14 protein-coding genes are annotated in these 16,616 nt (G+C 73.7%); 8 read left to right on the top strand and 6 right to left on the bottom strand.

Going from position 1 to position 16,616, the window contains the following annotated elements:
* Positions 1-98: 98 nt before the first annotated feature.
* On the bottom strand, positions 99-2,321 hold the full coding sequence (locus HET64_RS04780; protein WP_215102680.1) for a DEAD/DEAH box helicase: 2,223 nt from the start codon (positions 2,319-2,321) through the stop codon (positions 99-101).
* A gap of 474 nt (positions 2,322-2,795) precedes the next feature.
* On the opposite strand from HET64_RS04780, the gene HET64_RS04775 reads away from it, so the two are divergent.
* The gene (locus tag HET64_RS04775; protein ID WP_007446800.1) at positions 2,796-3,542 is read left to right on the top strand and encodes a ferritin-like fold-containing protein; all 747 of its coding nucleotides are present in this window, start codon (positions 2,796-2,798) and stop codon (positions 3,540-3,542) included.
* Positions 3,543-3,595: 53 nt separating this feature from the next.
* Here the strand turns inward: HET64_RS04775 and HET64_RS04770 are convergent, their stop codons facing one another.
* The 4 genes from HET64_RS04770 to HET64_RS04755 form a co-directional block, all read right to left on the bottom strand.
* Positions 3,596-3,883: a hypothetical protein gene (locus HET64_RS04770; protein ID WP_215102636.1), complete on the bottom strand. Its 288-nt coding sequence runs from the start codon at positions 3,881-3,883 to the stop codon at positions 3,596-3,598.
* 200 nt (positions 3,884-4,083) lie between these two features.
* Positions 4,084-4,311, bottom strand: a complete 228-nt coding sequence (locus HET64_RS04765) for a DUF3107 domain-containing protein (RefSeq protein ID WP_010061602.1) — start codon at positions 4,309-4,311, stop codon at positions 4,084-4,086.
* 140 nt (positions 4,312-4,451) lie between these two features.
* Positions 4,452-5,093, bottom strand: coding sequence for a TetR/AcrR family transcriptional regulator (locus HET64_RS04760; protein ID WP_215102634.1), 642 nt, complete (start codon positions 5,091-5,093; stop codon positions 4,452-4,454).
* Positions 5,094-5,260: 167 nt separating this feature from the next.
* Positions 5,261-5,476, bottom strand: a complete 216-nt coding sequence (locus HET64_RS04755; RefSeq protein WP_215102631.1) for a hypothetical protein — start codon at positions 5,474-5,476, stop codon at positions 5,261-5,263.
* 110 nt (positions 5,477-5,586) lie between these two features.
* Here HET64_RS04755 and HET64_RS04750 point away from each other — a divergent pair, with 110 nt between their 5' ends.
* The 7 genes from HET64_RS04750 (at position 5,587) to moeZ (ending at position 14,858) form a co-directional block, all read left to right on the top strand.
* Positions 5,587-6,552, top strand: coding sequence for an alpha/beta fold hydrolase (locus tag HET64_RS04750; RefSeq protein WP_215102629.1), 966 nt, complete (start codon positions 5,587-5,589; stop codon positions 6,550-6,552).
* An 8-nt stretch (positions 6,553-6,560) separates the two neighbouring features.
* A complete protein-coding gene (locus HET64_RS04745; RefSeq protein ID WP_215102627.1) occupies positions 6,561-8,018 on the top strand; it encodes a DUF3152 domain-containing protein in 1,458 nt (485 codons plus the stop codon).
* A 264-nt stretch (positions 8,019-8,282) separates the two neighbouring features.
* Positions 8,283-10,190, top strand: coding sequence for a DUF3492 domain-containing protein (locus HET64_RS04740; RefSeq protein WP_215102625.1), 1,908 nt, complete (start codon positions 8,283-8,285; stop codon positions 10,188-10,190).
* Positions 10,191-10,332: 142 nt separating this feature from the next.
* Complete coding sequence (locus HET64_RS04735; protein ID WP_251144778.1) at positions 10,333-11,499, top strand: hypothetical protein; 1,167 nt, start codon at positions 10,333-10,335, stop codon at positions 11,497-11,499.
* 285 nt (positions 11,500-11,784) lie between these two features.
* Positions 11,785-12,750, top strand: coding sequence for an NAD(P)-dependent oxidoreductase (locus HET64_RS04730; RefSeq protein ID WP_003966459.1), 966 nt, complete (start codon positions 11,785-11,787; stop codon positions 12,748-12,750).
* Positions 12,738-13,580 carry a spherulation-specific family 4 protein gene (locus HET64_RS04725; protein WP_215102623.1) on the top strand — a complete coding sequence of 281 codons (843 nt, stop codon included), beginning with the start codon at positions 12,738-12,740 and terminating at the stop codon, positions 13,578-13,580. Before HET64_RS04730 ends, HET64_RS04725 begins: the two co-directional genes overlap by 13 nt.
* A 99-nt stretch (positions 13,581-13,679) precedes the next feature.
* Entirely contained in the window at positions 13,680-14,858 is a 1,179-nt protein-coding gene (gene moeZ / locus HET64_RS04720) for an adenylyltransferase/sulfurtransferase MoeZ (protein WP_215102621.1), read from the top strand.
* Between the two features lie 138 nt (positions 14,859-14,996).
* Here moeZ and HET64_RS04715 read toward each other — a convergent pair whose 3' ends face one another.
* Entirely contained in the window at positions 14,997-16,592 is a 1,596-nt protein-coding gene (locus HET64_RS04715; protein WP_215102619.1) for an alpha/beta hydrolase, read from the bottom strand.
* Positions 16,593-16,616 lie beyond the last annotated feature (24 nt).

Here is a 16,616-nt window from a genome sequence, read left to right as displayed (position 1 = left end):
GCCGGGAGGCCCTCATGGCGGCATCGGGCAGCGGAACGGCCCCGGCCCCCGCGTGTGCGGGGGCCGGGGCCGTAGGTGGTGCTGTGTCGCCGGGAGCGTCAGCTCTCGGTCGTCGTCGCCGACGCCTTGCCCGCCGGGCGGGTGGCGCGACGGCGGCGCGGCTTCGTCTCGGCGGCGGCCTCGCTCACCACGGCCTCGGCCTCGGAGACCACGGCGGCCTCCTGGGTCGCGGTCGAGGTGACGCTGCGGGTGGCACGGCGGCGGCGCGGCTTGGCGTCCGCCTCGGCGGCCGGGGCCTCGACGGCGGGCTGCTCGACGGCGACCGCCTTCGCGGCGGCCTTGGTGGCGGCCTTCGCGGTGACCTTCTCCGCGGTCGGCGCGGTCTCCGCCTTCGCCCGGGACTTCGTCGTCCTGGTCGCCCGGGCCTTGGGCTCGGCCGACGTGGCCGCGGCCTTCGGCTCCGACTTGGTCTTCGTCGTGGCGCGGGCCGGACGACGACGCGTCTTCGCCTCGGGCTCCGGCTCGGCGGCCGGGGCGATCTGGAAGTCGACCTCGTCGGCCGGCTTCACGATCCGGGTGCGGCGGCGCGGCTTGACGGCCGCCTGCTCGACGACCGGCTCCGCGACGCCCGCGGCGACGGCCACGGTCTGGAACTCGGCCGGGGCCGGTGCGGCCGGAGCCGCGGCGACGGGCGAAGCCGTCTCCTCGGCCACCGGCTTCACGGCGGCGCGGCTGCGACGACGGCGCGGCTTGGTCTCCGGCACGGCCTCCGCGACCGGCTCGGCCACGGGTACGGCCACCGGTGCGGCCTCGATCACGGGCGCTGCCTCGGCCACCGGAGCGGGGACCACCGGAGCCTCGGCGACCGCCACGGCCGCCTCGGTGCCGGCCTCGGGGACGCTGACGCGGGTACGGCGGCGACGGCGCGGCGTACGCGGTGCGTCGTCGGACGCCCCGTCGCCGGCCGGTGCGGCCGGAGCGGCCTCCTTGGCGGGTGCGGGCACCGTCGCGGCGCCCTCCTCGGCCGCGGAGCCGCCACGGGTGCGGCGGCGCTGACGCGGCGTACGGGTGCGGGGCTCGCGCTCCTCACGGGCGGGGGCCGGTGCGGCGGCCTTGCGACCGCGGCCGCCGGTCTCGCCGAGGTCCTCGACCTCCTCGGCGCGCAGACCGGCACGGGTCCGCTCGGCGCGCGGCAGCACACCCTTGGTGCCCGCCGGGATGCCCAGCTCCTCGAAGAGGTGCGGCGAGGTGGAGTACGTCTCGGGCGGGTCCGGGAACTTCAGGTCCAGGGCCTTGTTGATCAGCTGCCAGCGCGGGATGTCGTCCCAGTCGACCAGCGTGATCGCGATGCCCTTGGCGCCCGCGCGGCCGGTGCGGCCGATGCGGTGGAGGTAGGTCTTCTCGTCCTCCGGCGACTGGTAGTTGATGACGTGGGTCACACCCTCGACATCGATACCGCGCGCGGCGACGTCGGTGCAGACCAGCACGTCGACCTTGCCGTTGCGGAAGGCGCGCAGCGCCTGCTCGCGGGCGCCCTGGCCGAGGTCGCCGTGGACCGCTCCGGAGGCGAAGCCGCGCTTCTCCAGCTGCTCGGCGATGTCGGCGGCCGTGCGCTTCGTACGGCAGAAGATCATCGCGAGCCCGCGGCCGTCGGCCTGGAGGATGCGGGAGAGCATCTCCGGCTTGTCCATGTTGTGGGCGCGGTAGACGTGCTGGACCGTGTTCTTCACGGTCGTGCCCTCGTCGTCGGGCGACGTGGCGTTGATGTGCGTCGGCTGCGACATGTAGCGGCGCGCGAGGCTGATGACGGCGCCGGGCATGGTGGCCGAGAACAGCATCGTCTGGCGCTTGGGCGGCAGCATCGTGATGATGCGCTCGACGTCGGGCAGGAAGCCCAGGTCCAGCATCTCGTCGGCCTCGTCGAGGACGAGCCCGCGGATGTGGGAGAGGTCGAGCTTGCGCTGGCCCGCCAGGTCCAGGAGACGGCCCGGGGTGCCGACGATCACGTCGACGCCCTTCTTGAGGGCCTCGACCTGGGGCTCGTACGCCCGGCCGCCGTAGATCGCGAGAACGCGGACGTTACGGACCTTGCCGGCCGTGAGCAGGTCGTTGGTGACCTGCTGGCACAGCTCGCGGGTGGGGACGACGACGAGCGCCTGCGGCGCGTCGGTCAGCTGCTCGGGCTTGGCGCGGCCCGCCTCGACGTCGGCGGGGACGGTCACACGCTCCAGGAGCGGGAGACCGAAGCCGAGCGTCTTGCCGGTGCCGGTCTTGGCCTGGCCGATGACGTCGGAGCCGGAGAGGGCTACGGGGAGCGTCAGCTCCTGGATGGGGAACGGGGACGTGATGCCGACAGCCTCAAGGGCTTCGGCCGTCTCGGAAAGAATGCCGAGGTCGCGGAACGTAGTCAGGGTGCTGCCTCTTCTGTGAGACGCGGTCCGAGGCGAACGCTGGGGGTCGTACCGTGCCGGGGTTGGTCATCCGGCCGTGGATGGGCCGGGTGGCGCGGGACCACTGCCGTCGCTCGAGCGCTCGTGCCGCTGAGGGGGCCCCTCAGCCGCAGTCGTACGTGTCGTACGCACCGCGTGGAGGGCTGTCGGGTCGGAGCCGATCGGGCCACCGACCGGGCATCCTCATTCAAGGGCGCGCCTCTGGCACAGCACAGTGCTCAGTAAGCGCAATACCACTGTACCCCGGATTCGCGCATGTGTGTTGGACGAATTCATCGGAACGGTATGAGGCCCCCGGCTGACCAGGCCCTTCCGCCCTGCGCGGAGCGGGCTATCGTTCCGTTCATGGAGACGCCTGACCACGCCACTGAGACCCCCGCCGAAGCTTCCGCAGCCACCGGGATCGCCGCCCAGGACTGGGCCACCGCCGCAGCCGACCCGCAGTACCGCGCCGCGGTCGTGGACCTGCTCGGCGCCCTCGCCTACGGAGAGCTGGCGGCCTTCGAGCGGCTGGCGGAGGACGCGAAGCTCGCGCCGACACTCGGCGACAAGGCGGAACTGGCGAAGATGGCCGCCGCCGAGTTCCACCACTTCGAGCAGCTCAACCAGCGGCTCACCGCCGTGGACGAGGACCCCACCGCCGCGATGGAGCCGTTCGCCAAGGCGCTCGACGACTTCCACCGCCAGACGGCGCCGTCCGACTGGCTGGAGGGCCTGGTCAAGGCGTACGTCGGCGACTCGATCGCCAGCGACTTCTACCGTGAGGTCGCGGCCCGGCTCGACACCGACACCCGGTCCCTGGTGCTGTCCGTGCTCGACGACACGGGCCACGGGAACTTCGCCGTGGAGAAGGTGCGCGCCGCGATCGAGGCCGACCCGCGGCTCGGCGGCCGGCTCGCGCTGTGGGCGCGCCGGCTGATGGGCGAGGCGCTGTCGCAGGCCCAGCGGGTGGTCGCCGACCGCGACGCCCTCTCGACGATGCTGGTGGGCGGCGTCGCGGACGGCTTCGACCTGGCCGAGGTGGGCCGGATGTTCTCCCGGATCACCGAGGCCCACACCAAGCGGATGGCGGCGCTGGGACTGGCCGCGTAACACCCCGCGACCAGGGCCTTTCGTCCGGATCAGGTCGGGCTGGCGATCCGGCCTCATGCAGACGCGGGCCCCTGGGCCGCCGCCGACCGGGCGAGGCGGCGGCCGCGTGGTCGGATCAGGAGCGACAGCGTCACCGCCCCGACGGACACGGCTCCGATCAGCGTCGTCAGGACATGGCCGGTACCCAGCGCGGCGTGCGTCAGATACGCGCCGAACAGGGCGCCCAGCGCGCCGGTGAGATATACCGCACGGCCGGACGGCAGTCGGTCGGCCAGTGATCGGAGCGCCGCCCAGGACAGGGCGAGTCCGAGGACGGCGGCGCCGAAGGATTCCCAGATCACAGAGGATCACCTCGCGGGGGTGTGCGGGGCGGGCAAATCGGTCGTAGGCGGTACTACCCCCAGCCTGCGGGGAGCAACCCTCCAGCGGACCGTTCCGACCCGTACGGGATCCGGGGCGGGCGCAGACCCGCACACACCACAGGAGCGGCCCGGCGGGGATGTTCCCGCCGGGCCGCTCCTGTGATCAACGCGTCCGTGGACTACAGCGCCCCGAACCCCACCCGCCGGGTGGTCGGCTCACCGATCTCCACATACGCGATCCGGTCGGCCGGCACCAGGACCTTGCGGCCCTTGTCGTCCGTGAGGCTGAGCAGCTCCGCCTTGCCGCCCAGTGCCGCGGCGACCGCGCTCTCGACGTCCTCGGCGGAAAGCCCGCTCTCCAGAACGATCTCGCGGGGCGTGTGCTGGACCCCGATCTTGACCTCCACGGCTATGTCCCTCCGACGGTCAGTCCTTGCGCGGCGAACCGCGCCGTACGCAGCCACATTAGCCCGGCGGGAGGGGAGCTCAGGGCCCGACCGGCAACGCCCGCAGCGAACACGGCGTCGGACGTTCCCCGCCGGAGGGCTCAGGTCTGCTCGACGCCGTGCAGCGGGAAGCCCGCGATGCCCCGCCAGGCCAGCGAGGTGAGGAGCTGGACGGCCGTGTCGCGGGGGATGGTGGACCGGCTGGAGAGCCAGTAGCGCGCCACCACCTGGGAGACGCCGCCGAGGCCCACGGCCAGCAGCATGGACTCGTCCTTGGACAGACCGGTGTCCCCGGCGATCACGTCGGAGATGGCCTCGGCGCACTGGAGGGAGACCCGGTCGACCCGCTCGCGCACGGCGGGCTCGTTGGTCAGGTCGGACTCGAAGACCAGCCGGAACGCGCCGCCCTCGTCCTCCACGTACGCGAAGTAGGCGTCCATCGTCGCCTCGACGCGCAGCTTGTTGTCCGTCGTGGAGGCCAGCGCCGTGCGCACGGCCTGGAGCAGGGACTCGCAGTGCTGGTCGAGAAGGGCCAGGTAGAGCTCCAGCTTTCCGGGGAAGTGCTGGTAGAGCACCGGCTTGCTGACTCCGGCTCGCTCGGCGATGTCGTCCATCGCGGCGGAGTGGTAGCCCTGCGCGACGAAGACCTCCTGTGCGGCGCCCAGCAGCTGATTGCGCCGGGCGCGGCGGGGAAGGCGTGTACCCCGCGGGCGCGCGGCCTCTGTCTGCTCGATGGCTGTCACGCCGCCTCCCAAATATGTGTTCCAGCACAGCCGGTCCGTGCACGCTGCGCCGTACAGCCATCGTACTTTTGGGTAACCCGGGTGTGCGCGGCGCGGACGCAGAATTTCATGGACCGGACGGCTGTGGAAGCCACAGTTCTTCCTGGTCGTGAGCAAACCGGGGCGTACTACCGGTAATCGTCCTCATCCAAGGGAATCACCCTGCGCTGCTCCGCCACATCGGCCTCGTTGGCGGTGTCCGGATCGACGCTCTCCGCCCGTTCGTCCTCCTCGGGGCGGACATCCGCCCGCTGCTCGGCGGCGTCCGCCTCCGGAGCCTCGGGCCCCGCCTCTTCCGGTTCGGCGTTCTCGAAGGTGTCCGGGTCGCTCGGGTCGACCGTCATGTGCAGCTCCCTTCCTTCCCCTGAGCGTAGGAGCTACCCGTCCACCCCGCGATGCGGCCTGTGATGGCGAACACATGAATGGGGGCGTGATCGTCTCGTAACATTGCCGCATGTCTTCGACCGAGCTGCCGGGTGTCCAGGCCGCCGCCGCCGCGGTGGCTCCCATGGTCAGTGCCGTCCGGGTCGCCGACGGCGAACGGCTGCGCTCCGTGTCGCTGCCGGGGATCGGCCTGAACGTCCGCTGCCGGCCGGGCGACCGGACCGGACTGCCCCCCGCGCTGTACGTGCACGGCCTCGGCGGCTCGTCGCAGAACTGGTCCGCGTTGATGCCGCTGCTGTCCGGCCTGGTCGACGGCGAGGCGGTCGACCTGCCCGGATTCGGGGGCTCGCCGCCCCCGGACGACGGCAACTACTCGGTGACCGGACACGCCCGCGCGGTGATCCGGCTGCTGGACGCGGAGGAGCGGGGGCCCGTCCACCTGTTCGGCAATTCGCTGGGCGGCGCCGTCGCCACCCGGGTCGCCGCCGTCCGCCCCGACCTGGTGCGCACCCTCACCCTGATCTCGCCCGCCCTGCCGGAGTGGCGGGTGCAGCGACCCGCTGTCCCGACCGGTCTCCTCGCGGTGCCGGGAGTCGCGTCCCTGTTCTCCCGGCTGACGAAGGGCTGGACGGCGGAGCAGCGGACGCGCGGAGTCATGGCACTCTGTTACGGCGATCCGGCACGGGTCTCCGACGAAGCCTTCCGCAACGCGGTGGCCGAGATGGAGCGACGGCTGGAGCTGCCGTACTTCTGGGACGCGATGACGCGTTCGGCCCGGGGCATCGTCGACGCGTACACCCTGGGCGGCCAGCACGGACTGTGGCGCCAGGCCGAGCGGGTGCTCGCACCGACCCAGCTCGTGTACGGCGGACGGGACCAGCTCGTCTCGTACCGGATGGCACGCAGGGCGTCCGCGGCCTTCCGCGACGCCCGGCTGCTGACGCTGCCCGACGCGGGGCACGTGGCGATGATGGAGTACCCGGAGGCGGTCGCCCAGGCGTTCCGGGAACTGCTGGACGATTGCGGCGGGAGCTGATCCGGGGCGTGGGACGACACAGTCGAAAGGGCTCCGGGGCGATCCGCCCGGACGCCGCCGCAACGGATCCGGGCGGCGAGCGCGCCGCGGCGAGGCCCGCGCCGGGCGGCGGCCGGCGCAGGCGGACCGCTCCCGCGCCGACCGGTGGCGGGCAGGGCCCGTTCTCCCCCGACGCCCCGCAGGTGCGCGGCGGCCACCCCGAACAGCGTGAGCCGGGCGGCGGCTGGGGCACCGGACCCGTACCCCGCTACGGCCAGGGGCAGGACGCCCCCGCGCCGCTCAGCACCCCCCGTCCGCAGCCGTCCGAGCAGTACCCGGGCCGGCGCTCCGGTCCGGACAGCCGTCCCGCCGACGCCCGGCCGCATCCCGGCGGGTCCGCCGGGCCCCAGGACGCCGACGCCCGGCAGCAGGCCGTGGCCCGCCAGGTGTCCGCCCAGCGCGCGGCCCAGCGCGCCGCGGACGGCCGGGCGGCGCAGCAGCCGACGCCCGCCGGCACCCCGGTGCCGGGCCCGCGCCGGGAGTTCGTCGACGCCTTCGACGCCGACGCCCCGCCGGACGGACCCGCCGCGCCGCCCTCCGGAACCCCGGACGGCGTGGACGACACCGGCACCGATGCCGGGGAGCCGGACGAAGGCGCCGCGCCCCGGGGCGGCAAGGGGCGGACGTTCACCGGCATCGCCGCCGCCGCGGTGACCACCGTGCTCGCGGTCGTGGTGGCCGGGCAGGTCGCCGAGGACTCCGGCGGCCGCACGGCCGCCGCGCGCGCCGCCGATGTGGAGCGGCAGGGCCCGGGCGGCGAGGCCTCGCGCTCCGACGCCCGCCCGACCCCGGAGCAGCCCTCGGTGAAGCCCGAGGTGAAGCCCCTCTCGTACGCGGCCAAGATGGCGCAGCCGTTTCCGCTGGCCGCGGACCTGAAGGCGAGCGGCACGTTCGAGGCGGTGCCCGGTCTCGCGAAGGCCCCCGGAAAGGGGCAGAAGCACCGCTACCGGATCGATGTGGAGAAGGGCCTCGGCCTCGACGCCGGCCTGTTCGCCGAAGCCGTGCAGAAGACGCTCAACGACGACCGGAGCTGGGCGCACAACGGCGCGATGACCTTCGAACGCGTCTCGTCGGGGACCCCGGACTTCGTGATCACGCTCGCCAGCCCCGGGACCACCGGCGACTGGTGTGCGAAATCCGGTCTCGACACCACGATCGACAACGTCTCCTGCGATTCCGCCGCGACCGACCGCGTCATGATCAACGCCTATCGCTGGGCGCAGGGCGCCGCCACCTTCGGCCCGGAGAAACTGCTGTCCTACCGTCAGATGCTCATCAACCACGAGGTCGGCCACCGGCTGGGCCACAACCACGTGAGCTGCCGCACCCCCGGCGCCCTGGCCCCGGTCATGCAGCAGCAGACCAAGACCCTGAAGCTCGAAGGCGTCTCGTGCAAGCCCAACCCCTGGGTGCACCCCGAGGGCTGACCCCCGCGCTTCCCCGCGTCGGGCCCGCGGCGGCGGCGCGCGGGAGGGCCCGCAAGGAGCTGGCCCCGGCCTGACTCTCCGTAACAACCGACCGCTGTATCGCGACGGAACGCGACCGGGGCGGGAAAGTTACGACGGTTCACCCCTTTCGGTGGCGCGACGGACAACCGTCCGTCGCGCCACCGGCGTATCCGCTTACGGTCGTCCCGCTGCGAGTCGCCATTTCAACGGCGGCCGCCCACAAGGGAGATCGGGGGTGTATTCGTGCGGATCGGACTGCTCACCGACGGTGGTTATCCGTATGCGACCGGTGAGTCCAGACTCTGGTGCGACCGACTGGTGCGCGGGCTGCCGCAGCACGAGTTCGACCTGTTCGCACTGAGCCGCTCCGCCCACCAGGAGGACCAGGGCTGGGTCCGGCTGCCGCCCCAGGTCAGCCGGGTGCGCACCGCGCCGCTGTGGACCCCCGAGGACGGCACCCTGCGCGGCAGCGGCGAACGCGGCCTGCTGGCCCGGCTGGTGACCGGGGGCGCACAGTCCTACGGGCGGCGCGACCGCAGGCGCTTCACCGACCGCCTCACCGCCCTCGCCACCGCGATCTGCACCCCCGACGAGGCCGGTACGGAAGCGGGCGAGGGCCCCGGTACGGAACTGTTCGCCGAAGGGCTCTACGGCCTCGCCGAGCTGGCCCGCGAGCGCGGCGGACTCCATCTCGCCCTGCGCTCCGAGGACACCGTCCGGATCCTGGAGGCCGCCTCCCGCGCCCGGGGCACCGGCCGCACCGTGCAGAGCGCCACCGTCCCCGACCACCTCGCCTTCGCCGCCGAGCTGGAACGCGCGCTGCGCCCGCTCTCGCTGGACTGGTACGACCAGGAGAGCCTCGGGGCGGTCGACCTCTGCCATGCGGCCTCCGGTGGAGCGGCCGCCCTCCCGGGGCTCCTGGCCAAACGCTTCTTCGGGGTGCCGTTGCTGGTGACCGAGCACGGCGTCCCGCTGCGCGCGCACTACCTGGCCGCCTGCGACACCCCGTACGGAACCCCTGTGCGCGCCCTCCTCGCCGGATTCCACGGCCGCCTCACCACCGAGGTCTACCGGCAGGCCGCGCTCGTCACCCCCGGCAACACCCACGTCCGCCGCTGGCAGCAGCGCTGCGGAGCGGACCCCGCCAAGCAGCGCACGGTCTACCCGGGCATGGCGGCCGAGCGCTTCGGCCAGGTCGGCGAGGACGCCGAACGCCTCGCCGCGGCCGGCGAGGGCGAGGGCGCCGGCGGCCCCGACACACTGGTCTGGGTCGGCCGGATCGAGCCGTCCAAGGACCTGATCGCCCTCCTCCACGCCTTCGCCGAGGTCCGCCGCGCCGAGCCCGGCGCCCGGCTGCGCGTCTTCGGCGCCCCGGCGGACGGCGACGAGGCCACCGCCTACCTCGCCCACTGCACGGCCCTGGCCGCCCAGCTCTTCCCGGACGAGGCCGCCGGCGCGCACACCGAGGGCGTCAGCCCGGTCACCTTCGAGGAGATCGGCGGCCCCGAGGTCCCCGACCTCGCCGAGGCCTACGGCGCGGGCGGCGTGATCGTGCTGTCCAGCGTCGTCGAGGGCTTCCCAGTCAGCCTCGTCGAAGCCATGTTCTGCGGTCGGGCCACCGTCTCCACCGACGTGGGAGCGGTCGTCGAAGTCATCGGCGGCACCGGCCTGGTGGTGCCCCCGCGCAACCCCAAGGCGCTCGCCGACGCCTGCGTCGCGCTGCTGCGCGACCCCGAGCGTCGAGCACGCCTGGGGGCCGCCGCAAGGGCCCGCGCGCTCGAACTCTTCACCGTCGAACAGAACCTCGCGGCATTTCGCGGCATTTACCTGGAGCTGATCTCGCACACCCCGGTACGCCGCGAGGCCGACACCGTGGACGCCGACGGCGACCCGCTGCCCTTCGCCACCCCGCCGGAAGCCCGGCTCCTCGGCCACTGGACCCAGCCCGGGCCGCACCTCCGTCCACAGCCCAACCGCCGTCCACAGCCGGACCCGGGGCAGCCCGACGTCCCCGTGCCGAACCGGGCGTCCGCGCCCGGGAGCCGGCTGCCGGACCGGCCCGGGGAGCCCGAGCCGCAGCACACGCGGGAGCCGGAGCCCGAGGGCGTCTGCGCGATCGCGGCCGGACCGGCGGGGGACGGCGATGCGTGACCAACCGGCCCTTCGCGGACCGGTCCTCTGCGGACCGGCCCTTCACGAACTCGCCTTCCACGAACTGGCCTTCCACGAACCCGCCCTCCACGAACCGAGCCTCCCCGGCCCCGGAGGCCGCCCCGACCACGGAGACCCCCCGATGACCCGTCCGGACGACCCGGCGACCCCCGCTGCCGCCCCGGAACGCCCCGCGGAGATCCGGCCCCGCACCACGGCGCGCCGGGCGCCGGGCGCCGCCGCCCGCCGGGGCCCGGCCGACCCGGTGAAGTCCCTCCTCCACCACCACCGCGACCTGTGCGAACGGGCCGTGGACCCCCTGGAGATCGCCGCCGGACTGGAAGCGCACGGCCTCACCGACCGCACCGCCGCCCGCTACCGCCACCGGGACGTCTTCGCCCTCGCCGAGGAGCTGTACGCCCGCATGCCGCCCCGTACGCGGGAGCCCGCCGCCGGCGGGGCCCCCGGCCCCGGTCCCGACACCGACGCGCGGGCCGCGTGGACGCTCCTCGCCCTGCTCCCGGGCGCCGCCTGCCTGGCGACCGCCGGGGTGCTCCGGGTCACCGAGGGCGTCCTCGGCGACGGGACGCGGGCCCTGGTCACCGTCGTCGGCGCCGTCCTGGCCTGCCTGGCGCTCCGGGCGTGCCTGGGCCGCGGCCCCCTGCGCGCCCCCGAAGGAGCGGGCCGCGCCGGGATGTACGGCTGCTGGCTGCTCAGCTACGCGGTGTACGGCGAGGAACTGCTCGCCCAGGTCATGACCGGTGGCCCGGACGGTCCGTGGGACGGCACCGCGGCCCCGCTGCTCGGTCTCGCCGCCGCCGTCGCCCCGGCGGCCTGGTGCGCCCATCTCTTCACCGTCCACGCCCACCGCAAACTGTCCGGCAGCCGCGCCCTGGAGGAGTTCGGCGCGGGCGTGCGGCCCCTGCTCCTGGCGGCCGTCACCCTCTTCCTCGGCGCACTGCTGCCCCTGCTGTACCTGGCCGACCTCGGCCTCGGCGGAGGCACCCCCCTGGCTGCCGCGGCCCTCGGGGTCCTGTTCTTCGTGGCCCGGCTGCTCGCCGCGCACGGGCTGCCCGAACCGGGCACCGTCGCGCTCGCCGCCGCCTGCGCCGTCGAGGCCGGGGCCCCGGCCCTCGTCCTCGCCGCCCGGCTCCCCGGCCTCGAACCCCTCGCCCAGCCCGTGAACGCCCTCGTCTCGGCGGGCGGGACCGGAGCCGTGTCCGCCCTCGCCTGCGGCGGGGCCGCCGTCGGCCTGCTGCTGCACGCGGCGTTCGCGCTCTCCCGCGCCTCCGCCCACACCCGGACCTGAGCCTGCCCCACCGACGTACCAACGCCTGCCCCACCTACGTACCACCGCACACGCCCCACCGACGTACCAACGCCAGCCCCACCTACGGACCACCGCAGGACCCGCCCACCGGCCACCGCACCAGCCACTCCGACCGTTCCACCGCTTCACCGCCCCACTCCCGCGGAGCCGACGCCGCGGGCTCGTCCAGCACCGCACGACCGACTCGATGACCTAGGAGAAACCCGCCATGACCCCCCAATCCCCCGCACCGGCAGTGAGCCGTCGGCACCGAGGCGGTGCGCGATGAGGGTGCTGCTGCTCGGAGCCAACGGATTCCTCGGCCGCTTCGTCGCCGACCGTCTGCTCGCCGATCCGGCCGTCCACCTCACGGCTCTCGGCCGCGGCGACGACGCCGACGTCCGGTTCGACCTCGCGGGCGGCAGCCCCGGGGCGCTCACCCGCTTCCTGGACGCCGTCCACCCCGGTGTCGTCGTCAACTGCGCGGGCGCCACACGCGGCGGGGCCCGCGACCTCACCCGGCACAACACCGTCGCCGTCGCCACCGTCTGCGAGGCCCTGCGCCGCAGCGGCTGCGGGGCGCGGCTCGTCCAGGTCGGCTGTGCCTCGGAGTACGGGCCCTCGCAGCCGGGGTCCTCCACCGCCGAGGACGCGGTCCCGCGCCCCGGCGGCCCGTACGGCGTCAGCAAGCTCGCCGCCACCGAACTGGTCCTCGGCTCCGGCCTCGACGCCGTCGTCCTGCGGGTCTTCTCGCCCGTCGGCCCCGGCACCCCCGCGGGCTCCCCGCTCGGCCGGCTCGCCGAGGCGATGCGCCGGGCCATGCAGTCCGGCGACGGCGAACTGAAGCTCAGCGGCCTCGGCGTGCAGCGGGACTTCGTCGACGTACGGGACGTGGCGCGGGCCGTCCACGCCGCCTCGCTCTCCGCAGCCCAGGGCGTCGTCAACATCGGCACCGGGCGGGCCGTCCGCCTCCGCGACGCCGCCGCCGTCCTGGCGAGAGTCGCCGGCTACGCGGGCGCGCTCCACGAGCTGGACACGCCCCCCGCGCGCCTGCCCATCGGGGCTCCGCGCACCTCCGCCGAGTCCGTCATGGAGCACCTCGCCGCCACCCCGTCCCCGTATCCCGACGGCTGCGGCGCCTGGCAGCAGGCCGACGTCCGCACCGCGCGGGACCGGCTCGGCTGGCGGCCCCGGATCAATCTGGAGGAGTCCCTGGCGGACATCTGGATGGAGGCGGCGTGCCGCATCTGACCGCTCCCGCCGACGCCCGCCGCACCGCGGGCGGCGAACAGCTCGGCTTCGGCGTCCCCGGCTACGCCCACCCGCTGCTCGCCCCCGCCGAATGGGCCGAACTGGCCCGCCCCGGCACCCCGCTGCACTGGGCCGTCCTCAACATCGCGGACGGCCCCGGCTCCCGGCCCGACCCGCACTGCCTGGAGGCGGCGGGCCGGCTGCGCAACGCCCGCGAACGCGCCCTGCACGGCGGCTCCCCGGACGACACCGTCCGGGCCTCCGGCGGCAGGCTGCTCGGCCACCTCGACCTGGCCTGGGGCGAGCGGCCGTTCGAGGAGCTGATCGCGGACGCCCGGTCCTTCGTCGACTGGTACCGGATCGGCGGCTTCTACCTCGCCCGCTGCCCCGCCGAGCGGGCCGGCCTGCCGGCCGTCCGCCGGCTCACCGGTACGCTCCACGCCCTGCTGGCGGAGAGCGACAGCGCCGACGACGGGGGCCGCCTGGTGCTGGGCCACGGCACGCAGCCGTATCCCGGGTACGCGGAGGCGGCCGACCAGCTGGTCACCTTCCGGGGCCCGTGGACGGACTACCGCTGGTCCCAGGTGGCCGAGTGGACGGCCGACTATCCACCGGAGCGGTTCGCCCACTTCGTCCACGGGGTGCCGCGCACCCATCTGGAGGAGGCCATGCGCATCGCCCGCTGGCAGGGCGCCGGGACGATCTTCTTCACCGACCGGACCGACCGGACCGACCGCGACGACCGAAGCGGACAAAGCGACCCATTCGCGGCGCTGCCCAGGTACTGGGACGAAATCGTCTCGCGGATCGGACCTGGTATCTCGGAATGAGAAGGGGCGTGGCAGTGTTACGGGGAGAACAACCGTACGTAGTCGACCGTAAGAAGTCGGTCTACGTAGAATCCGACCACCTGCATTGTTGAGGTTCCTGTGTCGCTGCCACCCCTGGTCGAGCCAGCTGCTGAGCTCACCGTCGACGAGGTCCGCAGGTACTCCCGCCACCTGATCATCCCGGATGTCGGGATGGACGGACAGAAGCGCCTGAAGAACGCCAAGGTGCTGTGTGTCGGCGCCGGCGGCCTCGGCTCGCCGGCCCTGATGTATCTGGCCGCGGCCGGTGTCGGCACGCTCGGCATCGTGGAGTTCGACGAGGTCGACGAGTCGAACCTGCAGCGCCAGATCATCCACAGCCAGGCCGACATCGGCCGGTCCAAGGCGGAGTCCGCCAAGGACTCGGTGCTGGGCATCAACCCGTACGTCAACGTGGTCCTTCACGAAGAGCGGCTCGAAGCCGAGAACGTGATGGAGATCTTCGCGCAGTACGACCTGATCGTGGACGGCACGGACAACTTCGCCACCCGCTATCTCGTCAACGACGCCGCGGTGCTGCTGAACAAGCCGTACGTGTGGGGTTCGATCTACCGCTTCGACGGCCAGGCCTCCGTGTTCTGGTCCGAGCACGGGCCCTGCTACCGCTGCCTCTACCCGGAGCCCCCGCCGCCGGGCATGGTCCCCTCCTGCGCCGAGGGCGGCGTGCTGGGCGTGCTCTGCGCGTCCGTCGGCTCCATCCAGGTCACCGAGGCCATCAAGCTGCTCGCCGGGGTCGGCGACCCGCTGGTCGGCCGCCTGATGATCTACGACGCCCTGGAGATGCAGTACCGCCAGGTCAAGATCCGCAAGGACCCCGACTGCGCGGTCTGCGGCGAGAACCCCACCGTCACCGAGCTCATCGACTACGAGGCCTTCTGCGGCGTCGTGTCCGAGGAGGCCCAGGAGGCGGCGCTCGGCGCGACGATCACTCCCAAGCAGCTCAAGGAGTGGATCGACGCCGACGAGAAGATCGAGATCATCGACGTCCGCGAGAAGAACGAGTACGAGATCGTCTCGATCCCCGGCGCGAAGCTGATCCCGAAGAACGAGTTCCTCATGGGCACCGCCCTCCAGGACCTCCCGCAGGACAAGCGCATCGTCCTGCACTGCAAGACGGGCGTCCGCAGCGCCGAGGTCCTCGCGGTCCTCAAGTCCGCGGGCTTCGCCGACGCGGTGCACGTCGGCGGCGGCGTGATCGGCTGGGTCAACCAGATCGAGCCCGAGAAGCCGGTGTACTAGCACCACCCGTACGGGAAAGGGGCCCGGTCCGCGCGCTGCGGGCCGGGCCCCTCCGTGTGTCCGGCCGGGCCAGGGCCTCTCGTTCGGATCGGCCCGGGCTCGCGGGGTCCGGGGTCCGGCCTGGTCCAACGAAAGACCCTAGGAGCAGGTCTTCCCGTCCTCCGGGACCTTCCCGTCCAGGAAGTAGTCGTCGATCGTCGAGGTCACACAGTCGTTGCCGCCGTAGGCCCCGTGCCCCTCGCCCTTGTTGGTCAGCAGGATGCCGACGCCCTTGCCCAGCTCGTCCGCCATCCGCCGTGCCCCCTCGTACGGGGTCGCCGGGTCGCCGGTCGTCCCGACGACCAGGATCGGGCCCGCGCCCGGCGCACTGGTCTGCGGTGTCTCGTGCTCCCCCTCTACCGGCCACTGGGCGCACCAGCCCGCGGTGTCCCAGGCCAGGAACGGGCCGAAGACCGGTGACAGCTTCCGGAACTCCGGCAGCAGCGCGCGGGCCTCGTCCACGGTGGGGCGGGACGCCGAGTCGGCGCAGGAGATCGCCCGCTGCGCGTGGTTCTGGGCGTCGTAACGCCCTTGCTCGTCCCGCCCGTTGTACGAGTCGGCGAGCCGGAGCAGACCATTGCCCGTTCCGGCGTTCTCCGCCTCGTCGAGCGCGGCGGTCAGGGCGGGCCAGCCCGACTCGGAGTACAGGGGGGTGACGATGCCGGTGATGGCGAGCGACTCGCTCAGTTCGCGGCCCGAGTCGGTCCGCAGTGGGCTCCGGTCTATGCGGGCCAGCAGACGGGCGATGCGCTCGGAGCCCTCCTCCGGGTCCTGGCCGCGGTCCTTGAGGTAGTTCGCCAGGGCGCGCTGGAAGCCCGTGGTCTGGTTGCGGGCGTGCCCGGTCCCGTCGGCCGTCGGGTCGACGACCGCGTCCAGCACGGTGCGGCCCACCCTGTGCGGGAAGAGGTGCGCGTACGTTCCGCCCAGCTCCGTACCGTAGGAGAAGCCGAAGTAGGACAGCTTCTCGTCACCCAGGACCTCGCGGATCAGGTCCAGGTCGCGGGCGGCGTTGGTGGTCCCTACGTGCGGCAGGAGCGCGCCCGAGCGGCGCTCGCAGCCGGCGCCGAAGTCCGCGGCGTCCTCGATGAACGCCGTCTCCTCGGCCGCCGTGTCCGGCGTCAGGTCGACGCTGCGGTGGGCCTGCTCCTGCTCCTTGTCGGTGCGGCAGCGCACCCCGGAGCTGGCCGCGACCCCGCGCGGGTCGAAACTCACCAGGTCGTAGCGGGAGTTGAGCTTCGCGTACGCGTCGGCCGAGCGCGGCAGTATTCCGACGCCGGACCCCCCGGGCCCGCCGAAGTTGAACAGCAGCGAGCCGAGCCGCCGCCCCTTGTCACGGGCCTTCTTGCGGACCAGCGCGATGGAGAGCGTCTCCCCCGAGGGCTCCGCGTAGTCCAGCGGCACGTCCACGCTCGCGCAACGCCAGACGGAACCGGGGGCCTCGCCGGTCCCCGGTGCGGGGCAGCGCTTCCAGTCGAGGCGCTGCGAGGTGAGGGCGGAGGGCAGCTGCGGTGTCCTGGGGGAGTCCTTCAGGTCCGTCGGCTCGGGCGCGGCGGAGGCGTCGGCGGGGCGGCCGTGGGCCGGCTCGCTCGCCTCCGGCTCCGAACTCAACAGGCCGCAGCCGGCGAGCAGTCCGGCCGAGAGGAGAGCTGCTCCTGTCCTGACGGCGGCCCGATGGACACGGCGGTGCGCACGCATGATCCGGCTTCCCTCCCCTAGGAG

Source organism: Streptomyces sp. McG3, assembly GCF_018619185.1.
Classification (GTDB): Bacteria; Actinomycetota; Actinomycetes; order Streptomycetales; family Streptomycetaceae; genus Streptomyces.
The sequence above is the reverse complement of the archived record's forward strand: the minus strand, read 5'-3'. Positions and strand labels throughout refer to the sequence as shown.

Bases quoted from the DNA above. Each gene is read 5' to 3' on its own strand.
- HET64_RS04775 (WP_007446800.1), top strand. From the start codon at position 2,796: ATGGAGACGCCTGACCACGCCACTGAGACCCCCGCCGAAGCTTCCGCA.
- HET64_RS04755 (WP_215102631.1), bottom strand. From the start codon at position 5,476: ATGACGGTCGACCCGAGCGACCCGGACACCTTCGAGAACGCCGAACCG.
- HET64_RS04750 (WP_215102629.1), top strand. From the start codon at position 5,587: ATGTCTTCGACCGAGCTGCCGGGTGTCCAGGCCGCCGCCGCCGCGGTG.
- HET64_RS04735 (WP_251144778.1), top strand. From the start codon at position 10,333: ATGACCCGTCCGGACGACCCGGCGACCCCCGCTGCCGCCCCGGAACGC.
- HET64_RS04730 (WP_003966459.1), top strand. From the start codon at position 11,785: ATGAGGGTGCTGCTGCTCGGAGCCAACGGATTCCTCGGCCGCTTCGTC.
- HET64_RS04715 (WP_215102619.1), bottom strand. From the start codon at position 16,592: ATGCGTGCGCACCGCCGTGTCCATCGGGCCGCCGTCAGGACAGGAGCA.